This is a genomic window from Geminisphaera colitermitum TAV2, assembly GCF_000171235.2.
Lineage (GTDB): Bacteria > Verrucomicrobiota > Verrucomicrobiia > Opitutales > Opitutaceae > Geminisphaera > Geminisphaera colitermitum.
The window spans coordinates 1-21,196 of sequence record NZ_ABEA03000085.1 but is presented as its reverse complement, the minus strand read 5'-3'; the positions used below and the strand labels follow the sequence as shown (position 1 = coordinate 21,196).

Annotated in this window: 15 protein-coding genes and 1 pseudogene; 10 read left to right on the top strand and 6 right to left on the bottom strand. The window is 62.0% G+C overall.

Annotated elements, in window-relative coordinates; genetic code table 11:
• Positions 1–75: 75 nt before the first annotated feature.
• The 5 genes and pseudogenes from OBACDRAFT_RS08770 (at position 76) to OBACDRAFT_RS08750 (ending at position 8,800) form a co-directional block, all read left to right on the top strand.
• Positions 76–3,612: a hypothetical protein gene (locus tag OBACDRAFT_RS08770; protein WP_043584769.1), complete on the top strand. Its 3,537-nt coding sequence runs from the start codon at positions 76–78 to the stop codon at positions 3,610–3,612.
• Positions 3,609–4,325: pseudogene (locus OBACDRAFT_RS31210) on the top strand (SGNH/GDSL hydrolase family protein); the annotation flags it as partial. The gene OBACDRAFT_RS08770 and the pseudogene OBACDRAFT_RS31210, both read left to right, overlap by 4 nt.
• A gap of 639 nt (positions 4,326–4,964) precedes the next feature.
• Complete coding sequence (locus OBACDRAFT_RS31205) at positions 4,965–6,182, top strand: DUF2264 domain-containing protein (protein WP_052361553.1); 1,218 nt, start codon at positions 4,965–4,967, stop codon at positions 6,180–6,182.
• A 123-nt stretch (positions 6,183–6,305) separates the two neighbouring features.
• Positions 6,306–7,127 carry a tetratricopeptide repeat protein gene (locus OBACDRAFT_RS08755; RefSeq protein WP_232766901.1) on the top strand — a complete coding sequence of 274 codons (822 nt, stop codon included), beginning with the start codon at positions 6,306–6,308 and terminating at the stop codon, positions 7,125–7,127.
• 65 nt (positions 7,128–7,192) lie between these two features.
• Positions 7,193–8,800 carry an ABC transporter substrate-binding protein gene (locus OBACDRAFT_RS08750; protein ID WP_043584856.1) on the top strand — a complete coding sequence of 536 codons (1,608 nt, stop codon included), beginning with the start codon at positions 7,193–7,195 and terminating at the stop codon, positions 8,798–8,800.
• Positions 8,801–8,846: 46 nt separating this feature from the next.
• On the opposite strand, the gene OBACDRAFT_RS08745 is transcribed toward OBACDRAFT_RS08750, so the two are convergent.
• Entirely contained in the window at positions 8,847–9,965 is a 1,119-nt protein-coding gene (locus OBACDRAFT_RS08745) for a substrate-binding domain-containing protein (RefSeq protein ID WP_043584768.1), read from the bottom strand.
• A gap of 69 nt (positions 9,966–10,034) precedes the next feature.
• Here OBACDRAFT_RS08745 and OBACDRAFT_RS08740 point away from each other — a divergent pair, with 69 nt between their 5' ends.
• The 4 genes from OBACDRAFT_RS08740 to OBACDRAFT_RS08730 all read left to right on the top strand — a co-directional run bounded on the left by OBACDRAFT_RS08740 (position 10,035) and on the right by OBACDRAFT_RS08730 (position 13,546).
• Positions 10,035–10,742 carry a hypothetical protein gene (locus OBACDRAFT_RS08740; protein WP_043584766.1) on the top strand — a complete coding sequence of 236 codons (708 nt, stop codon included), beginning with the start codon at positions 10,035–10,037 and terminating at the stop codon, positions 10,740–10,742.
• Positions 10,743–10,801: 59 nt separating this feature from the next.
• Positions 10,802–11,461 carry a DUF1559 family PulG-like putative transporter gene (locus OBACDRAFT_RS08735; protein ID WP_043584764.1) on the top strand — a complete coding sequence of 220 codons (660 nt, stop codon included), beginning with the start codon at positions 10,802–10,804 and terminating at the stop codon, positions 11,459–11,461.
• Positions 11,462–11,529: 68 nt separating this feature from the next.
• The gene (locus OBACDRAFT_RS28860; RefSeq protein ID WP_198529865.1) at positions 11,530–11,880 is read left to right on the top strand and encodes a hypothetical protein; all 351 of its coding nucleotides are present in this window, start codon (positions 11,530–11,532) and stop codon (positions 11,878–11,880) included.
• Positions 11,789–13,546, top strand: coding sequence for a heparinase II/III family protein (locus tag OBACDRAFT_RS08730; protein WP_052361537.1), 1,758 nt, complete (start codon positions 11,789–11,791; stop codon positions 13,544–13,546). The genes OBACDRAFT_RS28860 and OBACDRAFT_RS08730 overlap by 92 nt, the downstream gene beginning before the upstream one ends.
• Before the next feature lie 686 nt (positions 13,547–14,232).
• Here OBACDRAFT_RS08730 and OBACDRAFT_RS08725 read toward each other — a convergent pair.
• From OBACDRAFT_RS08725 to OBACDRAFT_RS08710, 5 genes are all read right to left on the bottom strand, one after another.
• The gene (locus OBACDRAFT_RS08725; RefSeq protein WP_043584762.1) at positions 14,233–16,017 is read right to left on the bottom strand and encodes an Rne/Rng family ribonuclease; all 1,785 of its coding nucleotides are present in this window, start codon (positions 16,015–16,017) and stop codon (positions 14,233–14,235) included.
• A complete protein-coding gene (locus OBACDRAFT_RS30650; RefSeq protein ID WP_269799063.1) occupies positions 15,989–16,123 on the bottom strand; it encodes a hypothetical protein in 135 nt (44 codons plus the stop codon). Before OBACDRAFT_RS30650 ends, OBACDRAFT_RS08725 begins: the two co-directional genes overlap by 29 nt.
• On the bottom strand, positions 16,120–17,358 hold the full coding sequence (locus OBACDRAFT_RS08720) for an FtsW/RodA/SpoVE family cell cycle protein (protein ID WP_232766899.1): 1,239 nt from the start codon (positions 17,356–17,358) through the stop codon (positions 16,120–16,122). Before OBACDRAFT_RS08720 ends, OBACDRAFT_RS30650 begins: the two co-directional genes overlap by 4 nt.
• Before the next feature lie 257 nt (positions 17,359–17,615).
• Positions 17,616–19,112, bottom strand: a complete 1,497-nt coding sequence (locus tag OBACDRAFT_RS08715) for a glycosyltransferase family 2 protein (protein WP_043584758.1) — start codon at positions 19,110–19,112, stop codon at positions 17,616–17,618.
• Positions 19,113–19,293: 181 nt separating this feature from the next.
• Complete coding sequence (locus OBACDRAFT_RS08710) at positions 19,294–20,196, bottom strand: LysR family transcriptional regulator (protein ID WP_043584756.1); 903 nt, start codon at positions 20,194–20,196, stop codon at positions 19,294–19,296.
• A 265-nt stretch (positions 20,197–20,461) separates the two neighbouring features.
• On the opposite strand from OBACDRAFT_RS08710, the gene OBACDRAFT_RS08705 reads away from it, so the two are divergent.
• Positions 20,462–21,175 (top strand): YggS family pyridoxal phosphate-dependent enzyme, encoded by a 714-nt coding sequence (locus tag OBACDRAFT_RS08705; RefSeq protein WP_043584755.1) that lies wholly within the window; start codon positions 20,462–20,464, stop codon positions 21,173–21,175.
• Positions 21,176–21,196 lie beyond the last annotated feature (21 nt).

Sequence of the window (21,196 nt, the reverse complement as noted above, 5' to 3'; positions counted from 1 at the left end):
GGTTCTCGCATTCGCCCTGTTTCCACCATGGCCTTCGCTTCCAGCAGAAGGCTCACCTTCTGCCATCATTCACTCATGCCTGCCACCAACACCATTTCCGCCCTCCTGCGTCCCCTGCTGGCCATCTCCCTCAGTCTTTCAGCTTTTCTGCCTCTCACCCTTTCGCTTGCATCCGCGACCACCCCGCAGGCAAGCCTCGTCGTTTTTGCCGACGACTTCCAATTCCCGGGCGGCTGGCAGCAGGAGACGAACGTCGGCTCGCTCGGAGGCCACGACGGCATCCTCCGCGCGACAGGCTCGTCGATCAACGCTATTACCGCCGTCAACGTGTCATTAAACGGTGAATACACCATATGGGCGCGCGCCGTGGACTACGCAACCACGCAGCCCGGCACGCGCCGCTTCGCCATTGCCGTCAACGGACAACGCCTGCCCGCCGAAGCCGGACGCCACGGCTCCAACGGCTGGCGATGGGAACGCATCGGCTCGCTTCCGATTTCCGCAGGTGACACCGCCATTGAAATCATCGACACCGCCCGCCACTTCGCCCGTTGCGACGCCATCCTCCTCACCACCGACTCCACACTTGATCCCAACGCGCTGCCACGCGCCACACTCCTCTCTTTCCGCGTCAAACCGCTTGTCCTCAAACCTGTCTACGATGAACCAGACGCCGTCGCCACCGCATCCCCAACCGCCGCCGCCGCCGCTTCCTCGCCCGACCGCACCATCGCCACGCTTACCGGAAAAACCACACGCGTGAGCTTCCTCGCCCGCGGCGGCGCCGTGCACCGCGTGACTGAAGTTAAGTCCGCCAACGTCTGGATCACCGTCCCCGCCGGCAACGTCTCCGAAACCCTCCAACTCCTCCACTCCACCGAAAACAACATCGACGCCACCCGCATCAACCCGCTTTGGAAAAACAACTCCGGTGACGCCCTTCGCGTCCGAGTGCGCATCGGCGGACACGATTATTTCACCGGCTCCGAGGCCGATCCCTGGCGTGCTGCTCCCTCCACTACACTCACCGCCCGCTCTGCCCGCGTCTTGCCGGATGGCGGCGTCGAACTCACGTTCACCGATGCCTCTGGCACTTTTTCAAAGGACAAAACCTCCGCCACCTCGATCTGGCGCGTCGCTCCCGGAGGCGACGACTTTGAAATCACGACCACGCTGACCGCGCCTGCGGACGGCTACTATTCGCTGGCCGCGACACCCTTCGTCGCGCGCGAACGCGCCGACGTCGCGTTCAACCTCCTCCCGCCGCTCTACCAATTCCAGCGTCTCCCCTCCGGCCCACGCCTGTTGACCGACACCGTCACCCCGCAACCGCTCGCCCTCATCGAACTCTTGCCCACGCCCGATGCCTCCCGCCCCTCCATCACGCTTGGCGTTGCCGCCGCTCCCTCCGAAATCCCCTTCGCCTGGCCCGCCGTGCACAACGCCCGCTACGGATTCTCGCTCCAGTCCCCCGATGGACTCCTCCAGCCCGCCGTCTTCCGCCCCGTGCTCGGCCTTGGCGATTCGCAATGGAAACGAGGCGAAACGCATACCGTGCGCTGGCGTGTGTTTGCCCGCGCCGGTTCATGGAACGACGCGCTCGCCTACGCCGACAAAAACATTTTCGGCGTCGCCGACGACCGCCATCCCGTGAGCCAGTCCCTCATCCAGTCGGTCCGCAACATGATCGACCTCGTGCGCGACTCCAATTCCGGCGGCTGGGACGCCCGCCTCAAAGGATTCTGGAACATCGAAAGCCCCGGCACCGTTACACATGCCGCGCCGCTCGCGCTCGTTTCCGCCGCCGTGCTCACCGATGACGAAGACCTCTACGCCACTCGCGCCCTGCCCGCCATCGAATACATGCTCACCCGTCCCGCCGCGCACTTCGCCCTGCGCGACCCCAAAGTCACCCCCTCCTACGTAAACGAAAACTCCATCCGCCTCGGCGGCCCCAACCGCTACTTCGGCACATCCTGGTGGCAGGGACTCGACGCCCTTCTCGGCCCGGGCGCCAACCCTTGGATTGCCGATCTCGTCCGCCGCTCCGCCGCCTCGCGCCCCGCGCAAACCTGGGTGACGCGCTTCTCCCAAACCCTCGCCCTCTGGCGACTCGACCTGCGTCCTGAGCTTCTGGATACCGCCACCCGTCAGGCCGCTGACTGGGTTGCCGCCGAACTTGACGCACCCAAAACCCGCGACCTCGGTTACGGCCCCTTTTACAACCACAATTTCATCCCCGTCTGGTATGATCTCCTCGACCTGCACGACATCACAGGCGACGCCCGCTGGCTCGACGCCGCCCGCAAGGCCGGCGCCCTGACCATCGCCGGCCTCCGCTCGCAACCCTCCCCCCCCTCCCCGGATACGCCGGTTCTCATCCACCAAAACGGCCGCTTCACCGGCAACACGCACCTCTGGTGGCGCAGCGATGAAAAATACCGCCTCGGCCTGCCGCGCCATGCCGGCGACGTGCGGGAAAAAACCGTGCCCGCCCGCGTCGTTTCCCCGGTCGGACTTGGTCTCGAACAACCCTCCACCTTCTTCTCCGGCACCAAGGCCGACGACACCGGTGGCTTCCAGAATATCATGATGTCCTCTTGGACTCCCTCGCTCCTCCGCTTGTATTCGAAAACAGGAGACACATTCTTCCGCGATTTCGCCCGCAATGGCATCGTGGGCCGCTTTGGCAACTATCCCGGCTACTACATCAACGGCTTCACCGATCTGCCGCAGTCCGCCCGATATCCGATCGACGATCCCGACGTCACCAGCCTCTACTATCACCACATCCCCCCGCAACTCGCCTTCACGCTCGACTGGCTTTTCGCCGAAGCCGAACTCCGCTCGGGCGGCACGATCCGTTTTCCGTGGTCACGACAGGATGGATACGTGTGGTTTAACAACCGCGTCTTCGGCCAGCTCGGCGGCGAAATTTTCGGCGAACGCAATGCCCGCCCCCTCCTCCCGCGCGGCGTCACCGTGGACGATCCCGGCCTCAACTGGATCGCCGCCCGTACGCCGGAGCACTTCTGGATCGTCCTTATGAACGACGCCTCCGACCCCCGCCCGGCAAACAGCATCAAGCTCGACACCACCGCCCTCCATATTGCCTCGCAAACCCCTGTGCTCGTCCGCACCGCCGCCGCTGGCGCGGCGGACGCCACACCGACCCAATGGACGCCCTCGCTGACCGTTCCTCCACGTGGTCTCGTCGCGCTGGGTTATGCCCCCGTGGCAGCTTCCACCACCGGCATCGCCCCCGCGCTCCCGCCTGTCGCCGCCAAACCGATCACCGCCGATCTCAGCAAAGAATGGGGCAAATTACAGGCGTGGCGCATCCGTTCCCCCTTCGGCAAAGATTCGCTCTACATTGCCCTCACCGGTCGTCCCGCCGCCGGCGCGACAGTCGAATTGCTCCTCGATGACAGCACCATTGCCGCCGCCGCGCCGCGCCTCGTGGACCGTTTCCCATACGAAATCACCGTGTATCCATTTCCACACGACAGCGATGCGCGCTTCCGACTGCGCCTCACCGCGGTCGGTGGCGACAAAGCCACCAGCACAACCACTACCGACACCTTCATCCTTCCCGGAACCTCTCCACAATGAAATCAAGCCTCCCACCTCTCCTGCGCCTCCCTCTCCTTCCTCTCATTCTCGCCGCGTGCATGCTGACCATGACGAGCAAGGCGGTTGCAGCCGTCGAAAGCGTCAATCTGCGCGACCGCCTGCCCAACTTCGCCGCGAAAGCTGGCGCCGGCCAGACCGTGCGTGTGGCGTATCTCGGCGGCAGCATCACGGCGGCCAACGGCTGGCGCGGACTCACAACCCAGTTTCTGAAAGACGAGTTTCCCAAGGCGACCGTTCGGGAGATTTTTGCCGCCATCCCCGGTACCGATTCCTCATTCGGAGCCTGCCGCCTGGGCGACCACATTATCAAGCACCGCCCGGACCTTCTCTTTGTGGAGTTTGCCGTCAACGACACCGGTGTGCCCGAAAATCGGATACGCGAGGCGATGGAGGGCATTGTCCGCCAGACATGGCGCGCCAATCCCCAAACTGACATCTGTTTCATCTACACCGCCACCCACGGCCAGCTTGCCGACTATCAGGCAGGCCGCCCCTCGCGCACCGCGCGCGTGATGGACGAAGTCGCGGCGCACTACGGCATCCCCTCGATTCACCTCGGCGTCGAAGTCGCGCGACTCGCCACTGCCGGACAACTGGTGACGCGAGCTTCCTCGCAAGGCCTCGACGCCGAGGGACGCGACCCGCAAGGACGCCTCGTGTTTACCTCCGATGGCGTTCATCCGCTGGCCGCCGGATACCGGCTGTATTTTTCCATCATCGGCCCGGCGCTGAAACAGATGCTGGCCGACACTATCGCCGCCGTCCCCGCGCCGTCGCATACGTTGCCCGCGCCGCTGGCGACCGCGCCGTGGGAATACGCTGGCATTGCGCCGGTGGCCTCCGCCGCACGTTCCGGAGCATGGGAAAAAATCCCCGCGGGCGACAAGCGCGTCGCTTGGCAACCAGCCAGCCTCACGCCTCCGCTCTGGATGGCGACAGAAGCCGGAGCGTCGGCAACGATGACATTTGAAGGCGTCACCGTCGGACTGCTTGGTATGAAGGGCCCCGACAATGGCCGCTTTCGCGTGACGGTGGACGATTTGCCGCCTGTCACCGGGACGTTCTTCGACGATTTTAGCGTGGAAGGCCACTACCGCCTCGCCACGTGGTGGTTTCCAAAGGAGTTGAAACCCGGTTCGCATACCCTGCGCGTAGAACTGCTCGACCCCGCCATCGAACCCATCGACAAAATCGCGATCCTGAAAAAACGCGGACACACGCCCAAAAACCCGGCTATCTTTGACCAGCAAAATCTCTACCTCTGCGGCTTCCTGCTTCGTACCGCTTTAACGGATACGTCTCCTCCCCCCCCTCCCGCCGCTGCTGCTGCTATATCCGCATCTGTCTCTGCCGCTTCCCAGCCGAGTGATTCTCTCGCCACGCGCGCCCGCTGGGTTGATTTGCTCGTCCGCGTGTCCACGCCTCCGCTCGAGGCCCTCGCAGCAGGCAAACTGCGCGCGACGATGCCCGTCGAACGCCAGTCAGGACGTGACGAACGTCTGGGCGTGACCTATCTCGAAGCCCTTGGGCGCACGCTTGCCGGACTCGCTCCCTGGCTGGAGCTTGCGGACATCCCCGCCGCCTCACCTGCCTCCGCCAACGAAGCCGCCGCGCAACAACGTCTCCGCCAACTCGCCCGCGCCGCTCTCGCCAACGCCGTCGATCCCGCGTCTCCCGACCGGCTCAATTTCACCAAGGGCGGCCAGCCTCTGGTTGACGCCGCCTTTCTCGCGCACGCCCTCCTTCGCGCTCCGCGCCAACTCTGGCACGAACTCGATGCCACCACGCGAGAACGCCTCGCCGACGCATTGCGTTCCACTCGCGCCATCACACCCGGCAACAACAACTGGCTGCTGTTCTCCGCCATGATCGAAGCCGCCCTGCTCCAACTCACTGGCGACGCGGATTTCATGCGCATCGACTACGCCATTCGCCAGCATGAGCAATGGTACAAAGGTGACGGCATCTATGGCGATGGCGCCGAGTTTCATTGGGATTTTTACAACAGCTACGTCATTCAGCCCATGCTGGTCGATGTCGCGGAGATCGCCGCTCCGCATCCCCGCGCCAAGGCGGTGTGGCGCGATTTGCTCCGCCGTATCCGCGTCCGCGCTACACGTTACGCCGCCGTGCAGGAGCGCCTTGTCGCGCCAGACGGCAGTTTCCCGGTCATTGGACGCTCAATCGTGTATCGCTGCGGCGCATTTCAGCACCTTGCGCAGATGGCGTTGCAAAAAAAACTCCCCGCCAATCTTCCGCCCGCCCAGGTGCGCGGCGCGCTCACGGCGGTCATCCGTCGCACGCTGGAAGCGCCCGGCACGTTTGACGATGCCGGCTGGTTGCGCATCGGCCTGGCCGGACACCAACCCGCGCTTGGCGAAGCCTACATCAGCACGGGCAGTCTCTATATGTGCACCACGGCGTTTTTGCCGCTCGGCCTCCCTGCGTCGGATGCATTCTGGTCCGCACCCGACGAGCCTTGGACGAGCGTCCGCGCCTGGCAACTTGGCGAAAACATCAAGGCCGACCGCGCCCTTTACGGCGGTTGAGCCGCTGTCGGGTATGTGCGTGCCGCCATCTGCCATGAAGGCGGCTCAACGTCGTCCCCAAAACAGGTGCAAACAGTGCGTGCGCTTTACATCACGACGCGAGCTGTTCACGTTCCGGCCCTAATGTCACGCGCCGTCTCGATCCCCGTCGTTATCCTCGCACGCATCGGCCTTGCATGGTTTCTATCCGTCGCCGGCCCCGCCATTGCCTTTGCCGCCGGGTCGGTTTCTTCCCCGTCCGACACCCCTCTCGCCGCCGTTGCGCGGTTCGATTTCAACACCGCGCTCATCCGGCTCCGCGGCGCCGGCGCGCACCTCCCCTCCTCCGCGTCTTCCGACCGCATACTCTACGCCGCCGCGCTCCTCAACGCCCAGCCGCGAACCGCCGCGCGCATTGATGAAGCACTCGCCATCGCCCGCTCCATCGACCTTCCCGAAGCCCGGTTCATTGAGGCCCGCATCCTCCACGAACACACCGACCCCCGCCGGCCGCAGGCTGCCGCCGCGATCTACGAACAACTCGCCGCCCAACCCGGTTTCGCTGACGACCCGCTGACACGGCGCGCCCTCGTGCCCCTTGCCCTCATTCGCCTTTACGAGATCCCTGCGCTCTCCCGCAACGAACGTCTCGCCTCCGCCGAAGCGCTCCTGCCGTTTGCCACCCATCCCCCCCTCGTCCGCGACCTGCATTATCTCATCGGCCGCACCCTCCTCGAATGGCAGCTCGAACTCCCCCGCGCCCGCGAACACCTGCGCGCCGCCTGCGCAATCGGCTTTACCCAACACCCCCGGCAAATCTCCCTCCTTGTTACCCTTGGCCGGCTCGGCGAGGAAACCGGCGACACCGCACTTGCCATCGATTGCTATCGGAAATTCCTCAATCTCACCACCCGCGACTCCCGCACTGACTACATCCGCCAGCGCCTCGCCGCGCTGGAACTTTGATTTCAATCCCCAATCCCAATCCCAATCCCAATCCCAATCCCAATCCCAATCCGTCGACCCTCCCCATGAAACGCCTGCTCCCCCTTGTTGGATTCGCCCTTCTCGCCGTCGCGTTTTCCATCGCGCTCTTCAAAGTTTTCACCCGCGCCTCGAGCCACCGCGACCCGGGCACCAAAGTCATTCGCATCGGCCACTGGCTCATTCACGACGGAATGCGCGAGGCCTTTGCCGAAATCATCGCCGATTACGAACGCGCCCATCCCGGCGTGCGCGTCGAGCAAAACGCCGTTCCCCTCAAGACATGGTTTGCCTGGCAACGCGCCCAGTGGACCGGCGGCACCACGCCCGACATCATGCAACTCGGCAAAGGCACCACCGACGCCGAGCTTGGCCGCTACTACCTCCCCCTCTCCTCCCGGATCGACGCCCCCAACCCCTACAACGCCGGCACGCCGCTCGCAGGCGTCCCCTGGCGCGAGACCTTTGTTGACGGCCTCGCCAGCGGCATGACCTACAACGCCGCACTCGGCGAAATTTTCGGCATCCCGGCGCAAATCAACACCGTCCGCTTCTTCTACAACCGCCACCTCCTCCGCGCCATCACCGGACGCGACACCCTCGACGGCCTCACCCTCGACGAATTCCTCGAACTCGGCCGCGCCGCCCGCGAATACGCCACCCGCACCGCCCGTCCCATTGTGCCCCTCTCCGTCTGCGGTCCCTACGCCGAAGGACTCCTCGACCAGATATCCGGCGCGCTCACCCAGCGCCACGTCCTCGACGACCCCGCCCGCACCCTCCGCAACGACCCCGCGCGTTTCGCCGCCGACCACCTTGCCGGTAACTGGAAACTGGATACGCCCGACATCCGCCGCGTCCTCGAACTATGGTCCGAAATCGCCGCCCTCGCCCAGCCCGGCTACGCCCAGCTCCAGCGTGAGGATGCCCATTTCACCTTTGTCACCGGCAGCGCCCTTTTCCTCTATGCCGGCAGTTGGGACTACTCCGGCATCACGCAACAAGCCCGTTTCCCCGTCGGCGTCATGCGCATCCCCCTGCCCCGTCCCGGCGAAGGCCGCTATGGCGAATTCACGCTTGGCGTCCCCTCCGAAGTCGAAGCCGGCCTTGAGGCCATCATGGGCATCTCGCGCGACTCGCCCCATCCGGAACTCGCCGTCGATTTCCTGCGCTGGCTCACCAGTTATCCGATGGCCGTGAAATTTTCCGCGCTCAGCCGCCGCATATCCGCCGTGGTCGATGTGCCTGCGCCCGCCGATCTCGACGCGGTTCGCCCCGCCCCCGGCGGACTGTTTGGCGGTCCGAGCATCAGCCTGCGGATCGGCAGCAACTCCACCCTCGTATTCAACCAAAACCTCCACTTCCTCGACGCCCGCCCGCTTGCCGGCGACGATGCCCGGCGCGGCATCACCCCCTTCATCGAAGCCGTCAACGCCCGCTGGACGCCCGCCATCCAGCGCGATCTGGAGCATGTGCAACGTGCGCGTCTGCGCAACGTCCGCACCGCCGACACCCGCGCCATTTTCGCAAACAGCCAGCCCGCCTCCTCCGACGCCGAGACCGCCGTCACCCTTTCCGGAGTCGATGTGATTTTCGAGGCCGTTCTCGACCAGGAACTCATGCTCGCCCGCCTGCGCGACAGCCTTGCTCCGTAATGGAACCGACGGAGGGCGCGCCCCCCCCCCCCCCCCCTTCCCCCTGTCAACCGTGCTTGAGGCGCAATGTTCCGCCCTCCCGCCAGCCATTCTCGATGAGCACGGTTTGCGGCGTAACGGGCATGCCACGCTCCTGCCGGTTGACCATTGCCACCACCATGTCCACCGCCGTCGTCCCCACCTCCTCGTTGTGTTCGACGATGCCTGTTATTGCCACACCCTTGTTTGGCTGGGCAAGAACCACCAGCCCGATGTCCTCGGGAATGCGCCACCCGTTCCGGTGCAGAATCGCCACAACGCGCTCGTCTCCCATGCCAACAATCACATCGGGACGCTGCGACTTCATCCAATCCATCAACACCCGCTCCGTGAGAGTTTCGTGAAAACACGGTTCCAGCCGGTCTTCGCGCGGCAGATCAAATTGCTCGCGCAAAAACGCCCCCGACCACTGGCGTCCGATGCGCTCGTCCAACTCCGCCGTGATGAACAATCCCGGACGCCGGTAACCCCGCGCGTGCAACTCCCGCATCAAGGTTGTCATCGCCCGCGAATGGTTTGCCGTGACAATGTGCAGGCGCGGCGACGCCAGCGAATACCCAATGCGAATCGCCGAAAATCGCGGCCAGTCGATCAGGTCGAGCGTCTCCCCTGCCATCGGCGCCGGCCCCACGATGATCGCATGGATATTGCGCGCCTCCAGCATTGACGTGACCCGGTCCTGCCTCACCTGTGGCGACTCATTCGTCCGCCCGCTTGCCGTGGTTGTCGGCAAAATGATCTCCTCAAGTTGAAACCCCAACTGACGCGCCCGCGCTGATGCCCCCTCGAAGTAGTCATTGTAAGCCCGATACACGCGCCAGTCCGCCCGTTTCCGGCTCGGATTGAGCCACGCGATCGTGGCGTGAAACGCCGCCGGCCTCCGGCTCGTGCGATACGCCATCAAGGCCCCCAGAATCGGATCGGGCACGTAGCCCATCCGCTTGGCCAGCGCGCGCAACTCCGCTGTCCGCGCCGCCGAAATCCGCGGATGCCCGCGCAAGGCCCGCGACAACGTCGAGTGATGCACCCCCGCCGTCGCCGCGATGTCGCGCAACGTGGAAGACTTGGGGACGGCAGGGGTTGCAGACTCAGACAGGGCGGGCGTGGTTGGCGCGGGGTCACTCATGAATGCGCACCAATGTGCGCATCGCCCCGCTTGGCGCAATCTCTGTTCGAGCGCACTCTCTTATTTACTATGAAAACCACAAAACTCATACCCGCTCTTGCTCTCCTTGTTTCGCTGTTCTCGCCCTTGCTGTTTTCGCCTCTCGTCGCGCAGACGGTGACTTACGATTTCAACAACAATCCGGCCAGCGTCGGCGCGGCCACGCCTTCCGTTGTCGCCACCGGTTTCGCTTCCTCAATCAGCCTGGCTGGCTACACCGATAAAACCGCTGACGCCACCAATTACATCCAGTGGCAAACGCATCCGGTCAGCCTCAACACTGGACGCTATTTTCAGGTCAGCATCACCAACGCAACCGAGTCCTTTACCCTGACTAATTTCACCTTTACCCCCATGCGCTTCCGGGCTGCGGAATACGCGAAGATCGAAGTGCGTTTCAGCACCAAATCCGGGGCCGATTTTAATACCGACTACGTGACGGTGTGGAGCAGCGACGGCTATCAAAAAACAAACGGCACGCCTGTTTCCATCTCACTGACATCGACCGACCTCCAAGCCAAAGTTAAGGACATCAGCGCCGGCTATTTCCGCATCTACACTTACGACCCACAAAAGAGCGCCGGCGGCGCCGCCGATGGCATCTGGCTTGGCGTGGACAACATCAATATCACCGCGACCACGGGCGCTGTTCCCGAACCCGCGACCACCGCCGTCATTCTTGGCCTCGTTGCCATCACGGGTGTGGTGGCGTTCCGGCGCTTGCGTGCCCGGCAGTAACGGCGTCACATCTTCAACGCCAGCCTGTCCCCCCCCCCCCCCCCCATCCCATTCCCCAAATGAAAACGAGAATCCATTCCGCCTTCACGCTGATCGAATTGCTCACCGTCATCGCCATTATCGGCGTGCTGGCCGGTATCCTGTTACCCGTTACAAGTCGCGTGCGCGAATCCGCGCGCAACGCGCAGTGCATCTCCAACCTCCGCCAGATCGGAACCTCCTTGCAACTCTACCTCGACGAGCACCGCGACACCTATCCCGGCCCGCTTTACACAGTCCAGAGTTTCTATTTCACGGGCGATCCAGACGGCACCGGTTTCATCAACCTCTCGCGCCGCCTCAGTCCCTACCTCTCCTCACACGTCGTTCCTGGCAACAAACGAAAAGTCCCCGTTTTCATCTGCCCCTCTTGGGAACTCGTCATGAAAAACGTCAGTGATGCCGAATATCCTTACGTAATCAATCTCGACCCAAAATACCCGGATGGCGTCACCAAATGGAGCAACAGTAAACAGCCCTTTGGCGATGCCAATGGCCCCAAACCACCGCATCGCGCCTCTGAATTCACGGACTGCCCACGCTCCCAGACTTGGATGCTCTCGGAGTTGGACAAGAAACGTTCCAGCCGCACGGACCCGATGCCCGAAAAGCCTGTTCACGGCAGCCATCGCAACGAACTCTACTACGACTATCATGTGGCGCGTGCGGCGGTGAAGTGATCCCTCCCCCCCCTTCCTCCGCGCTTCCGCTTCCATCCCCGTCCCCGTCCCCGATGCCATATCATACCATGCCCCGCTCCATGTTGAGAACGTCTGCCCTCGTCCTGCTGATTTTTCCGTGGGTCATGTTTGCCGCCGCCAAACCGTCGCCCACGCTCCCACCACTCGATCCCGCTCGTATCGCCGAATTGACTACGATCGACACCGGACATCCGGTGCATTTTTCTCCGCCGTTTTCTGATCGCGCCTTCTGGCACCTCGACCGCTGGACGGATTCCACCCGTGTCCCGTCCGCCACCGCACAGGCCGCCACCGCGCTTCTCTCCAATGGCGGACGAATGCGCCGCGCAACCCGTCCCCGAACTGACAGAGGAACTTTACAACCAGTTTCAACGCACTGGCCAGCGGACCGGTTTTGAGAAACCCTTTGCCGCCCGCACCGAACGCCTTGGCGTGTTCCTCTACGCGGAAGGACTGCGCGACGACGGACGCCTCCTCCCCGTGATCGAGCGCGAACTCGCCGCCCTCCTCGATGAACCCGCATGGTCCGTCCCCGCGCACGCCCACGGTCGCAAGACTTGGAATGCCGCCCGCGACAACGTCGAACTCGCCGCCGCCGCCCGCGCCTGGAGCATTGCCACCGCCGATTATCTTCTCGGCGGCCGGCTCGCCCCCGCCACTCGCGCCCGCATCCGCGCCGAAGTGCGCGCCCGCGTGATGGACCCCATTCTCGCCCGCCTCCGCCCCAACGGAAAAACGCCCTTCGGTTGGATGAACGCCGACAACAACTGGAACGCCATTTGCAACGCCGGCGTCCTCGGCTCCGTCCTCGCGCTTTCGGACGACCCCGGCGAACGCGCCACCTTCATCGCGGCATTTGAAAACTCCACCCGCTTCTTCATCGACGGCTACACCGACGACGGTTTTTGCCAGGAGGGGCTCGGCTATTGGTCGTATGGATTTGGCCACTACGTGCTGGGCGCGGAGCTGATTCGCATCGCCACTGGCGGAGCCACCGATCTGCTTGCCGCGCCCAAGGTCGCGCGCATTGCCGCTTTCTCGCAACGCTGGGAAATCACCGGCGGCATTTACGCCGCGTTTGGCGATTCCGGCATCAATCAAAAAACGCCGCGTTTGCTCCGCGATTTTGCCGCGCAACGTTATCGGCTCGCCGGCGAAAGCGGAAGCGACGCAGGGGCGGCGTCCTTTTCGCATCTTCACCCGCTCGGCGCGCAGCTTTACAAAACGCCATTCGACCTCGCTTTGTCCCGCCCGCCGCCTTCCGCGTCCGCTCGTCCTGAATCAGCCGCGACGCTGCCTTTGCGCGACTGGTTTCCCGATGGCGGCGCCCTGGTCGTGCGCAACGCTCCCGCCGCCACCGGCCTCGCCGCCGCGTTCAAGGGCGGGCACAACGGGCAGCCCCACAACCACAACGATCTCGGCTCCTACACGCTCGTGTATAACGGCGGTCTCGCTCTCGCGGACCTCGGCATGGAGCGTTACACCAAGGACTCATTTGGACCCAAACGCTACACTGCCGGCCTCATGAATTCGTTTGGCCATCCCGTGCCCCGTGTCGCCGGCAAGCTCCAGCGCACCGGCCCCGATGCGCGCGCCGTCACCCTGCGTAGCGAATTTTCCGATACGCGCGATCTTTGGAAAATCGACCTCACCAGCGCCTACGCTCCCGACGTTCCCGAACTCAAGCGCATCACCCGCACGTTTGTCTTCACGCGCTCCGATGCCCGGGCTCCCGGCGGTATCTTGGAGATTATTGATCGCGCTACGTTCACCACCCCGCAAACCTTCGGCACCGCGATCATTCTCCGACCCCGTCAAAAACACCACACGTCCGTCGCCCCTGCCGCCGACGCTGGTTCGGCGAATGTCGTCACTCTGCGCGTTTACCACGGCGACCAATCGGTGCAGGTCGCTCTCAACACCGATGCAGATACGGGCCTTACTCAAACAGAGGAGCCCATTTACGGTATCGACTCCAGCCGTCCGCCTGTGGGAATCCGTCTCGGTTTTGACCTTTGCCAGCCCGTGGTTGAGGCGGCTATTTATACACGCATCACGCCGTAGTGTGTGCGGCTAGTGCATATTTTGATGATATTGTCTCACGCAGAGATGCGGAGACGCAGAGAGAAAAACCTTGGTTTGTTTTTGGAATTGAAACGCAAAGTTACGAAGGCGCGAAGGCAGAGAGGCGGGGGAGGGAACATCCGCAACGGTTTTTTGGGAAGTGTCGCGGGCTTTTTCTGCCAAACGCCCGCAGACGGCGCGGAGCGCCGCCCTAGAGCAATTTCATTTAAGCTGTAGCCATTTGATACCTGGTAGGGAGGCCTCTCCGAGGCCTCCGCCGTGCGTAGTGTGAGGATGCGAAATTCATAGGTAGATGGAGCGTGGTTTCGGAGGCCTCGGAGAGGCCTCCCTACCGTTAAGACAACGGCTACATCTCAACTCTAAATGCTCTAAGACAAGGGTGAGAGGCACCTCCAGCCGAAGCGGGCGAGACGCCCGCGCCACGCGGAGAGGCAATGAATGGTTGCGGGCGTGGCGAGCGTGGCGGGAAATCCTGCTTTCGCTCGAAACGCGTTCATTGGCCACCATTCGAGATTGGGTTTGGGATTGGAAATAGAACAACGGCCAATCCCCCGAAATGTCCCCCCCCCCAATGGTTTTCTCTGCGTCTCATTCCGGATGGGCGGCGCAAAGCGCCGCCGGCGGGTCGGGAGACCCGCCCTCCAGAGAAGAGAAGACAATCAAGGTCAGCGGTATTCTTCGCCAGTGCTGGTGTTGATGATCTTGAAGTTTTCGACGTGATAGCTCGGGTCGGCGCGGAAGGCGAGTTTGACGCCGTATTCGCGTTCCATGCGGACAAGCAACTCGGCGTCCTCGCTGCGGAGGCGGTCGAGAATGCCGGGATGCACGAGCACGCGCAGCGAGTAGGTCTTGCCGTCGTTGCGGGCAATGAGACGGCGCACGATCGACGAGAGCTTGCGCTGGAGTTCGACGCTCATCGTTGTAGCGCTTTTTACGATACCACGGCCCCGGCAGTAGGGACAATCCACATACATGTTGCTCGTGAGCGATTCCTGCTGGCGCTGGCGGGTCATTTGCAGGATGCCGAGTTGCGAGATGGGCAGGATGTGCGTTTTAGCACGGTCCTGCGACATGGATTCGCAGAGTTTCTCGTAAACGCCGTTGCGGTGGCGGCGTTCCTTCATGTCGATGAAGTCGCAGATGATGAGGCCGCCGAGGTTGCGGAGGCGGATCTGGCGGGCGATCTCAACGGCAGCCTCCAAGTTGACGGAGTAGATGACGTTTTTCTCGTCGCCGCCTTTGTTCTTGTGGGAACCGGTGTTGACGTCGATGGCGATGAGGGCCTCGGTTTCGTCGATGATGATTTCGCCGCCGCTGGGGAGCGAGACTTTGCGCTGAAAGGTCTGCTCGATCTGGCGCTCGATGTTGAAGCGTTCGAAGATGGGGATATTGTCCTTGTAGAGCGCGATCTTGTTTTTGGAGCGGGAGGAGATTTGCGCCACGGCGGCCTGGCAACGGGCGTGATCCTCGGTGTTGTCGATGAGGACGCGGTCCACTTCTTCGGTGAGGAAGTCGCGCACGGTGCGTTCGACGATGTCGGGCTCTTGATAGAGGCAGGCGGGGGAGCGGACGTCCTGCATCTTGCGCTGGATTTCGGCCCAGGTCTTGAGGAGGAGGTGGAGGTCGCGTACGAAGTAGCGGGCTTTTTTGCCTTCGCCAGCGGTGCGCACGATGACGCCCATGCCTTCGGGGATGGTGAGTTCGTTGACGAGTTGTTTGAGGCGGTGGCGTTCTTTGTTGTCCTCGATTTTGCGCGAGATGCCGCATTGGTCGCTAAAGGGCATGAGCACGAGGTAGCGGCCGGGGAGGGAGAGGTTGGTCGTGGTGCGCGGGCCCTTGGTGCCGATGGGGCCTTTGGTTACCTGGATGACGATGTCGGAGCCGGGCGGATAAAGGGTCGGTATGTCTTTGACGGTAGGTTCGGCAGGTCGGGGGGCGGCGCCTTTCTTTTTGTTCACGCGCACGACTTCGATGGAGGAGTCGGTGGCGGCGGGGAGCATGTCCCAGTAGTGGAGGAAGGCGTTTTTGGAATAGCCGATGTCCACGAAGGCGGCTTTGAGGCCGGGATCGAGGTTTTTGATGCGGCCTTTGTAAATGCCGCCTACCATGCGGTCGGCGTTGGCGCGTTCGATTTCGAATTTGTCGAGGACGCCGTCGATGAGGAGGGCGACGCGTTTTTCGAGGGGTTCGGAGTTGATGATGAGTTCGCGGTAGGAGGTTTTCTCCTTTTTGAAAACCGAGAGGATTTTCTGGAGCAGGGGGCGCTGTTTGGAGCGTTCCTGCGCGCTGGCTTTGAGTTCGCCACGGTCCACGGGGATTTCTTCCTCGGGGGAGGGCGGGTGGGTGAGTTGTTCGTCGAGGGCGGCTTGGGGATCGGTGTTGGCCGGTGGTGTGTCGTCGTCGTTGTCGTAGGGCTCGCGGTCAGGCGTGCGTTGTGGTTGGTCGCTCATGTTGGGTGTTGTCCTGTGGGTTGGAGCGGTCCCAATGCGCGGAGGTTGTGGCGCAGGAAATTCCGGTCGAGAGGTCGTGGATGGATTCGGAGAGGTTTGGTTTCACGCAAAGTCCTTTCTGAATCGATAGACGCTCTGGACCAGTCCTTGCAGCAAACAGCAACTGAGCACAAAGGAACCACCGTAGCTGATGTAGGGAAGTGGTATGCCCGTGATGGGCACCAGCCCGATGGTCATGGCGATGTTCACAAACACATGCACCGCGAACAGGACCGTCACGCCGATGGCGATGAGTGATCCCATGCGGTCCCTTGCGAGGACGGCGATGCGTATGCCGTTGAACAACACCACTGCAAACAGGCCGAGAACCGTGAGGCTTCCCAGAAATCCTTTTTCCTCGGCGATGACCGAGGCGATAAAGTCGTTGTGCGCGACGGCGCGCGGGAGGTAACCGAGTTGGGCTTGGGTGCCCTGGGTCCAGCCGGTACCGGTGAGTCCTCCCGAGCCGGCGGAGATGAGGGCTTGGCGCTGGTTCCAACTGACGCCGGTGCCTTGGGGGTCGATTTTTTCGGGGGCGATGAAGGCGACGATGCGGTTGCGCTGGTAATCGTGCAGGGGGAACCAGGTGCGCGATTCGTAGGAGAGGGGGTTGGCTTTGAGGTTTACGTAGGACAACTGGTTGTCGTCCATGAACTTCATGTAGCCGTGCGCGTCCCACGCCACGATGCCGACGACGACCGCGAATGCTCCCAGCACCGCCATGAAGAAGCGGGTGGAAAGTTGGGCGATGTAGAGCATGGAGAATACCATGGGCGGCAGGACGATGGCGGATTTGAGGTCGGGTTGTTGTAGGATAAGGAATATGGGCAAACCGACCGCAAGTGCCAACTTGCCCAGTGTGCGCAAAGATTCGCGCAGCGTGCCGATTTGCGAACGGGCGAGGATGCTGGCGGTGATGAGGAGGGTGCCGGCCTTGGCGGTTTCGGAGGGCTGGAAGGCGAAGAAGCCGAAGTCGAGCCAGCGTTGTGCGCCAAAGCGTTCTTCTCCGGCGAATAGCACGATCACGAGGGGGATCATGCACGCGATGTAGAAGAGGTGGGCGATATTCATCCAGAACCGGTAGTCGATGAGCGACACGGCGGTGTAGGTAACGGCACCGGCGGCGAGCCACACGAGTTGTTTCTTCCAGTCGTGCAAGGAGGTGGAGAACTGGGCGCTGTAGATGAAGGCGACGCCGATGGCGCTGAGCAGGATGAGGGCGCAGGGGGTCCACCAGTCCCAGCGCTCGCGCGTGGTGACCTTGAAGACACTCATCCATTCGGCTGGTCGGGTCAGGTTCACGGGTTCAAAGGGGAATGAACAAACGGGTTTCCGTGAACACGGCGAGCGCCGAAACGGAATTGACTGAGTTAACGTTGAACAGAGGGCAACGAAGGGAACGAAGAAGAATTAAAATTAACTACAGAGACACGAAGACACAGAGAATCGGCAAAGACAGAGAATGTAATTTGTAGTAGTCATGATGATTCCCCTTTCGTGCTTTTTCGTGTGTTTCGTGGGGTCCCCCCCCCTCCCCCCCTTCAACTTTTTGTTGGGATTTATTTGGCGGGGGCGGCGTGCAAACGCGGGAAGACGTCGCGGGCGGTGAAGAAGGCCAGGCCAAAAAAGCCGGTGGCTTTTACACAGAGCAACACAGCCAGCATATCGCGGTCGATGTTCTCAAAATACCACGCGCCGAAAATCATCAGGGAGCCGAGTGCGAGTTCCATGAGGGTAATTGCGAAGAAGAGAGTGCGCGTGCGCATTTTTCCGACGATGCTGCCGAGGTTGACGGCGCGACCGCCCTTGGGCGTGCGGACGAATTCGCCGCCACGCTGACAAAGGCCCTCGATTACAGCCACCGTGCCGGTGACGCTCATCGCCAGGCCGAAGGCCATGAAAATCGGCGAGGTGAGCAACCACAGCACGCCTTCCCGCCATTCACGATGGCGGAAATACTGCGCGGTAATGTAAAATGCCACGCTGCCCGCGCCAATGAGGAGCGCCATTACTGGGCTGAAAAACACCCAGAGTCCCGTGGGACGCTGCCCGGCCAGAATCAGATAAGGAACGAAGCTGATGGCGAACAGCACGAGCAGTGGATGCACAAACCCGACCAGCAGGTGGAGAATCGCCTCCTGCTTGCTGCGCGACGGCGCACCGCTGCACGCGATGGTGGCGATTTGTTTTCGCATGACTTGCATCCCGCCCTTGGTCCAGCGGCGTTGTTGCGATTTGAAGGCGGTCATGCTTTCGGGAAGTTCAGAGGGCACGGCATAATCGGCCCGGTAAATGAATTTCCAGCCGCGCAACTGCGCGCGATAGCTGACGTCGAGGTCTTCGGTGACGGTGTCATCCGTCCAGCCGCCCGCTTCATCGAGGGCACGACGGCGCCAGATGCCCGCAGTGCCGTTGAAGTTAAAAAACAGGCCGGCGGCGTAACGCGCCTCTTGTTCGACGACGAAATGAGCGTCAAGAAACACGCCTTGGAATCGGGTGAGCAGGCTGGATTTACGGTTGGCGAATTCCCAGCGCGCCTGGACCACGCCGATTTTCGTGTCGGCAAAGTGAGGCATGAGTTGCTCCAAAAAATCGGGTTCGGGCCGGAAATCGGCATCGAAGATGGCGAAAAACTCCGCCTCCGTGAGCGTCATGCCGTAGGACAGGGCGCCGGCCTTGTAGCCGTGGCGATTGGGGCGGCGGATGTGGCTGATATGGGCGGTGGCAACGCGCACCGGGTTGGCGGCCATCCAGCGTTCGATGATGGCGGTGGTTTCGTCCGTGGAATCATCGAGAATCTGAATTTCGAGCGTCTCGTCGCCACCGTTGCCCCAGCGGATGGCGCTGACTTTGTCCAGCAGAGCTTCAACAACGAGTGACTCGTTGTAGAGTGGAAGCTGGATGCACACTCGCGGAAGAGGTCCGTTGAGGGGAGGCGGCGGTGTCTGGCGGCGGCTGTATCGAGCGTAAAGCCAGAGCATTTTTATCCGATGCAGCGCGAAAAACAGGAGCCCGCCGAGGGTGCAGGCATAGACAACGAGGAAAATTTCTTTCATGCGGAGCGACTGGTTCTATCGCGCTCATGTCTGTATTTTTGAGCGGGAGAGGGAGCTGCCAGTGAACGGAATTCGGTGAATCGAAATTTGCTGGTGCTGATTGAGAGGCGGCCTGGCGTGGGATTAGCTTCCTCTCCGTATTTTTGGTGCGGGACCGGTCAGTGGGTGAGCGCTCGTGTGCTTATGCTTGTTCAGGGGTGGTGCTGAGATCCATTCCGAGGGTTTCGACAAATTTTTTCATCGCAGGCGTGAGCACGCGGCCTTTTCGGTGGAGAATGGCGAGGGGGCGGGAGAATTCTTTGCCCTTGATGTCGAGCGTGGCGAGCGTGCCCTGGCGGGCTTCCTGAGTGACGGTGGCGAGGGGCACGATGGCAACTCCGTGGTCAATTTCGACGGCCCGTTTCACGGTCTCAATGTTGTCGAATTCCATCACGGGTTCGATGTCCACCCGATGGTCGCGGAAGATGGTGTCGATGGCCTTGCGTGTGGGGATGTCGGGGTCGAAGCCGATGAATCGCTGCGTGGCCAGTTCCTTCACTTCAACTTCTCCCGTGCCGGCGAGCGGGTGGTTGGGGTGGGTGATGAGGACGAGGCGGTCGTTGCGGAAGGGGATGATTTCGATGGCGCGCTGTTTTTGCGGGAAGGCGACGAGGCCGAAGTCCACCGAGTTGTGCAGGATGTCGTCGTAAACGAGATTGGAGCGACGGTACTCCACGCGGATATTAACGGCGGGGTAGTCGTGCAGGAAGCGTTTGATGAAGGGAGGCAGTTCGTGGAGTCCGATCGAGTAAATGGTGGAGATGCGGATGGTGCCGCTGATGACGCGTTTGAGCTCTTGGAGGTCGGAGGAGAGGCGGTCGTAGCAGTGGAGGAGTTCCTTGGCTGAGTCGTAAACGCACTGCCCCTCACGGGTGAGCTGGAATTGTTTCTGACTGCGATCGATAAGCAGTGCTTTGAAGTGACGTTCCATCGCGCGTGCCTGCTGGCTGACGGCGGATTGCGTGATGTTGTTAATCTTGGCCGCCTTGGAAAAGCTCTTGGTTTCGACGAGATCGGCGAAGATTTTGAAATTCTCGATTTGCATTGGTGTTAGAAAGAATCGGACGCGGACTATAACACACGCTTATTAAGTAGCAAAATGTTAAATACGCATGATGAACTCTACTTCATTCAAGTTGCCTGCATTTGCGAGACGAAGGATGCATTATTTGATCAGATAGATTCTGGGTTCGTAACCTATTGATTATCAGTATGACATGGTTCTTCGAGGTGGAGGCTTAAGAGGATGACGAATAAAAAAACATCGCCGGGGCTTTTCATGCCGGGTTCGCCGGACAACATCAGCCTCGATGATTTCCTACGAACAATTTGTTTCTCAAGCGGATCAGGTGAAGGCCCAGATAGCGGCGGCTTGCGCCCGCGCGGGACGCCATGCGTCCGAAGTGGAGTTGCTGGCGGTGACCAAGACGCATCCGGTCGAGGCGGTGGAATACGCGGCTCGCTACGGCCTGCGATCGGTAGGTGAAAATCGGGTACAGGAGGGGGTTGAGAAACGGGCGCATTCGACGGCGCCGGTTCGCTGGGAGCTGATCGGGCACTTGCAGTCGAACAAGGCGCGGCTCGCGGCGGCGCATTTTGAGCGTATCCAAAGTGTGGATAGCGAGAAGCTGCTGGTGCAACTGGACCGCGTGGCGGAGGCGCTGGGGCGGACGCTGGCGGTGTTGTTGCAGGTCAATGCGGGGCGCGACGAGGCGAAATTCGGAGTGGAACTGGAGGCCGCGCCGCGTCTGCTTGATGTGGCGCTGACCATGCCTCATTTGCGTATTGATGGTTTAATGACAATTGCGCCGTTGAGCGAAGACCCGGATGTGGCTCGGCGGACGTTTGACACGCTGCGGGGGCTGCGGGATTCGCTGGTGGCGCGCTCGGGCATGCCATTGCGCGAGCTTTCAATGGGGATGAGCGGGGACCTGGAGGCGGCAATCGCGGCGGGCAGCACGTGTGTGCGGGTGGGCACGGCGTTGTTTGGCGCGCGCCCGCCGATGGGGCCGGCGCACGGGTGAGACGGGGGGGGGGGGGGGGGG

Excerpts from the sequence above, each read along its gene's own strand:
- OBACDRAFT_RS08715 (WP_043584758.1), bottom strand. The coding sequence starts at position 19,112 with ATGAAAGAAATTTTCCTCGTTGTCTATGCCTGCACCCTCGGCGGGCTC.
- OBACDRAFT_RS28860 (WP_198529865.1), top strand. The coding sequence starts at position 11,530 with ATGCCCCGCTCCATGTTGAGAACGTCTGCCCTCGTCCTGCTGATTTTT.
- OBACDRAFT_RS08735 (WP_043584764.1), top strand. The coding sequence starts at position 10,802 with ATGAAAACGAGAATCCATTCCGCCTTCACGCTGATCGAATTGCTCACC.
- OBACDRAFT_RS08730 (WP_052361537.1), top strand. The coding sequence starts at position 11,789 with ATGGCGGACGAATGCGCCGCGCAACCCGTCCCCGAACTGACAGAGGAA.
- OBACDRAFT_RS08755 (WP_232766901.1), top strand. The coding sequence starts at position 6,306 with ATGTCACGCGCCGTCTCGATCCCCGTCGTTATCCTCGCACGCATCGGC.
- OBACDRAFT_RS08745 (WP_043584768.1), bottom strand. The coding sequence starts at position 9,965 with ATGAGTGACCCCGCGCCAACCACGCCCGCCCTGTCTGAGTCTGCAACC.
- OBACDRAFT_RS08705 (WP_043584755.1), top strand. The coding sequence starts at position 20,462 with ATGATTTCCTACGAACAATTTGTTTCTCAAGCGGATCAGGTGAAGGCC.
- OBACDRAFT_RS08725 (WP_043584762.1), bottom strand. The coding sequence starts at position 16,017 with ATGAGCGACCAACCACAACGCACGCCTGACCGCGAGCCCTACGACAAC.
- OBACDRAFT_RS08750 (WP_043584856.1), top strand. The coding sequence starts at position 7,193 with ATGAAACGCCTGCTCCCCCTTGTTGGATTCGCCCTTCTCGCCGTCGCG.
- OBACDRAFT_RS08710 (WP_043584756.1), bottom strand. The coding sequence starts at position 20,196 with ATGCAAATCGAGAATTTCAAAATCTTCGCCGATCTCGTCGAAACCAAG.
- OBACDRAFT_RS08770 (WP_043584769.1), top strand. The coding sequence starts at position 76 with ATGCCTGCCACCAACACCATTTCCGCCCTCCTGCGTCCCCTGCTGGCC.
- OBACDRAFT_RS08740 (WP_043584766.1), top strand. The coding sequence starts at position 10,035 with ATGAAAACCACAAAACTCATACCCGCTCTTGCTCTCCTTGTTTCGCTG.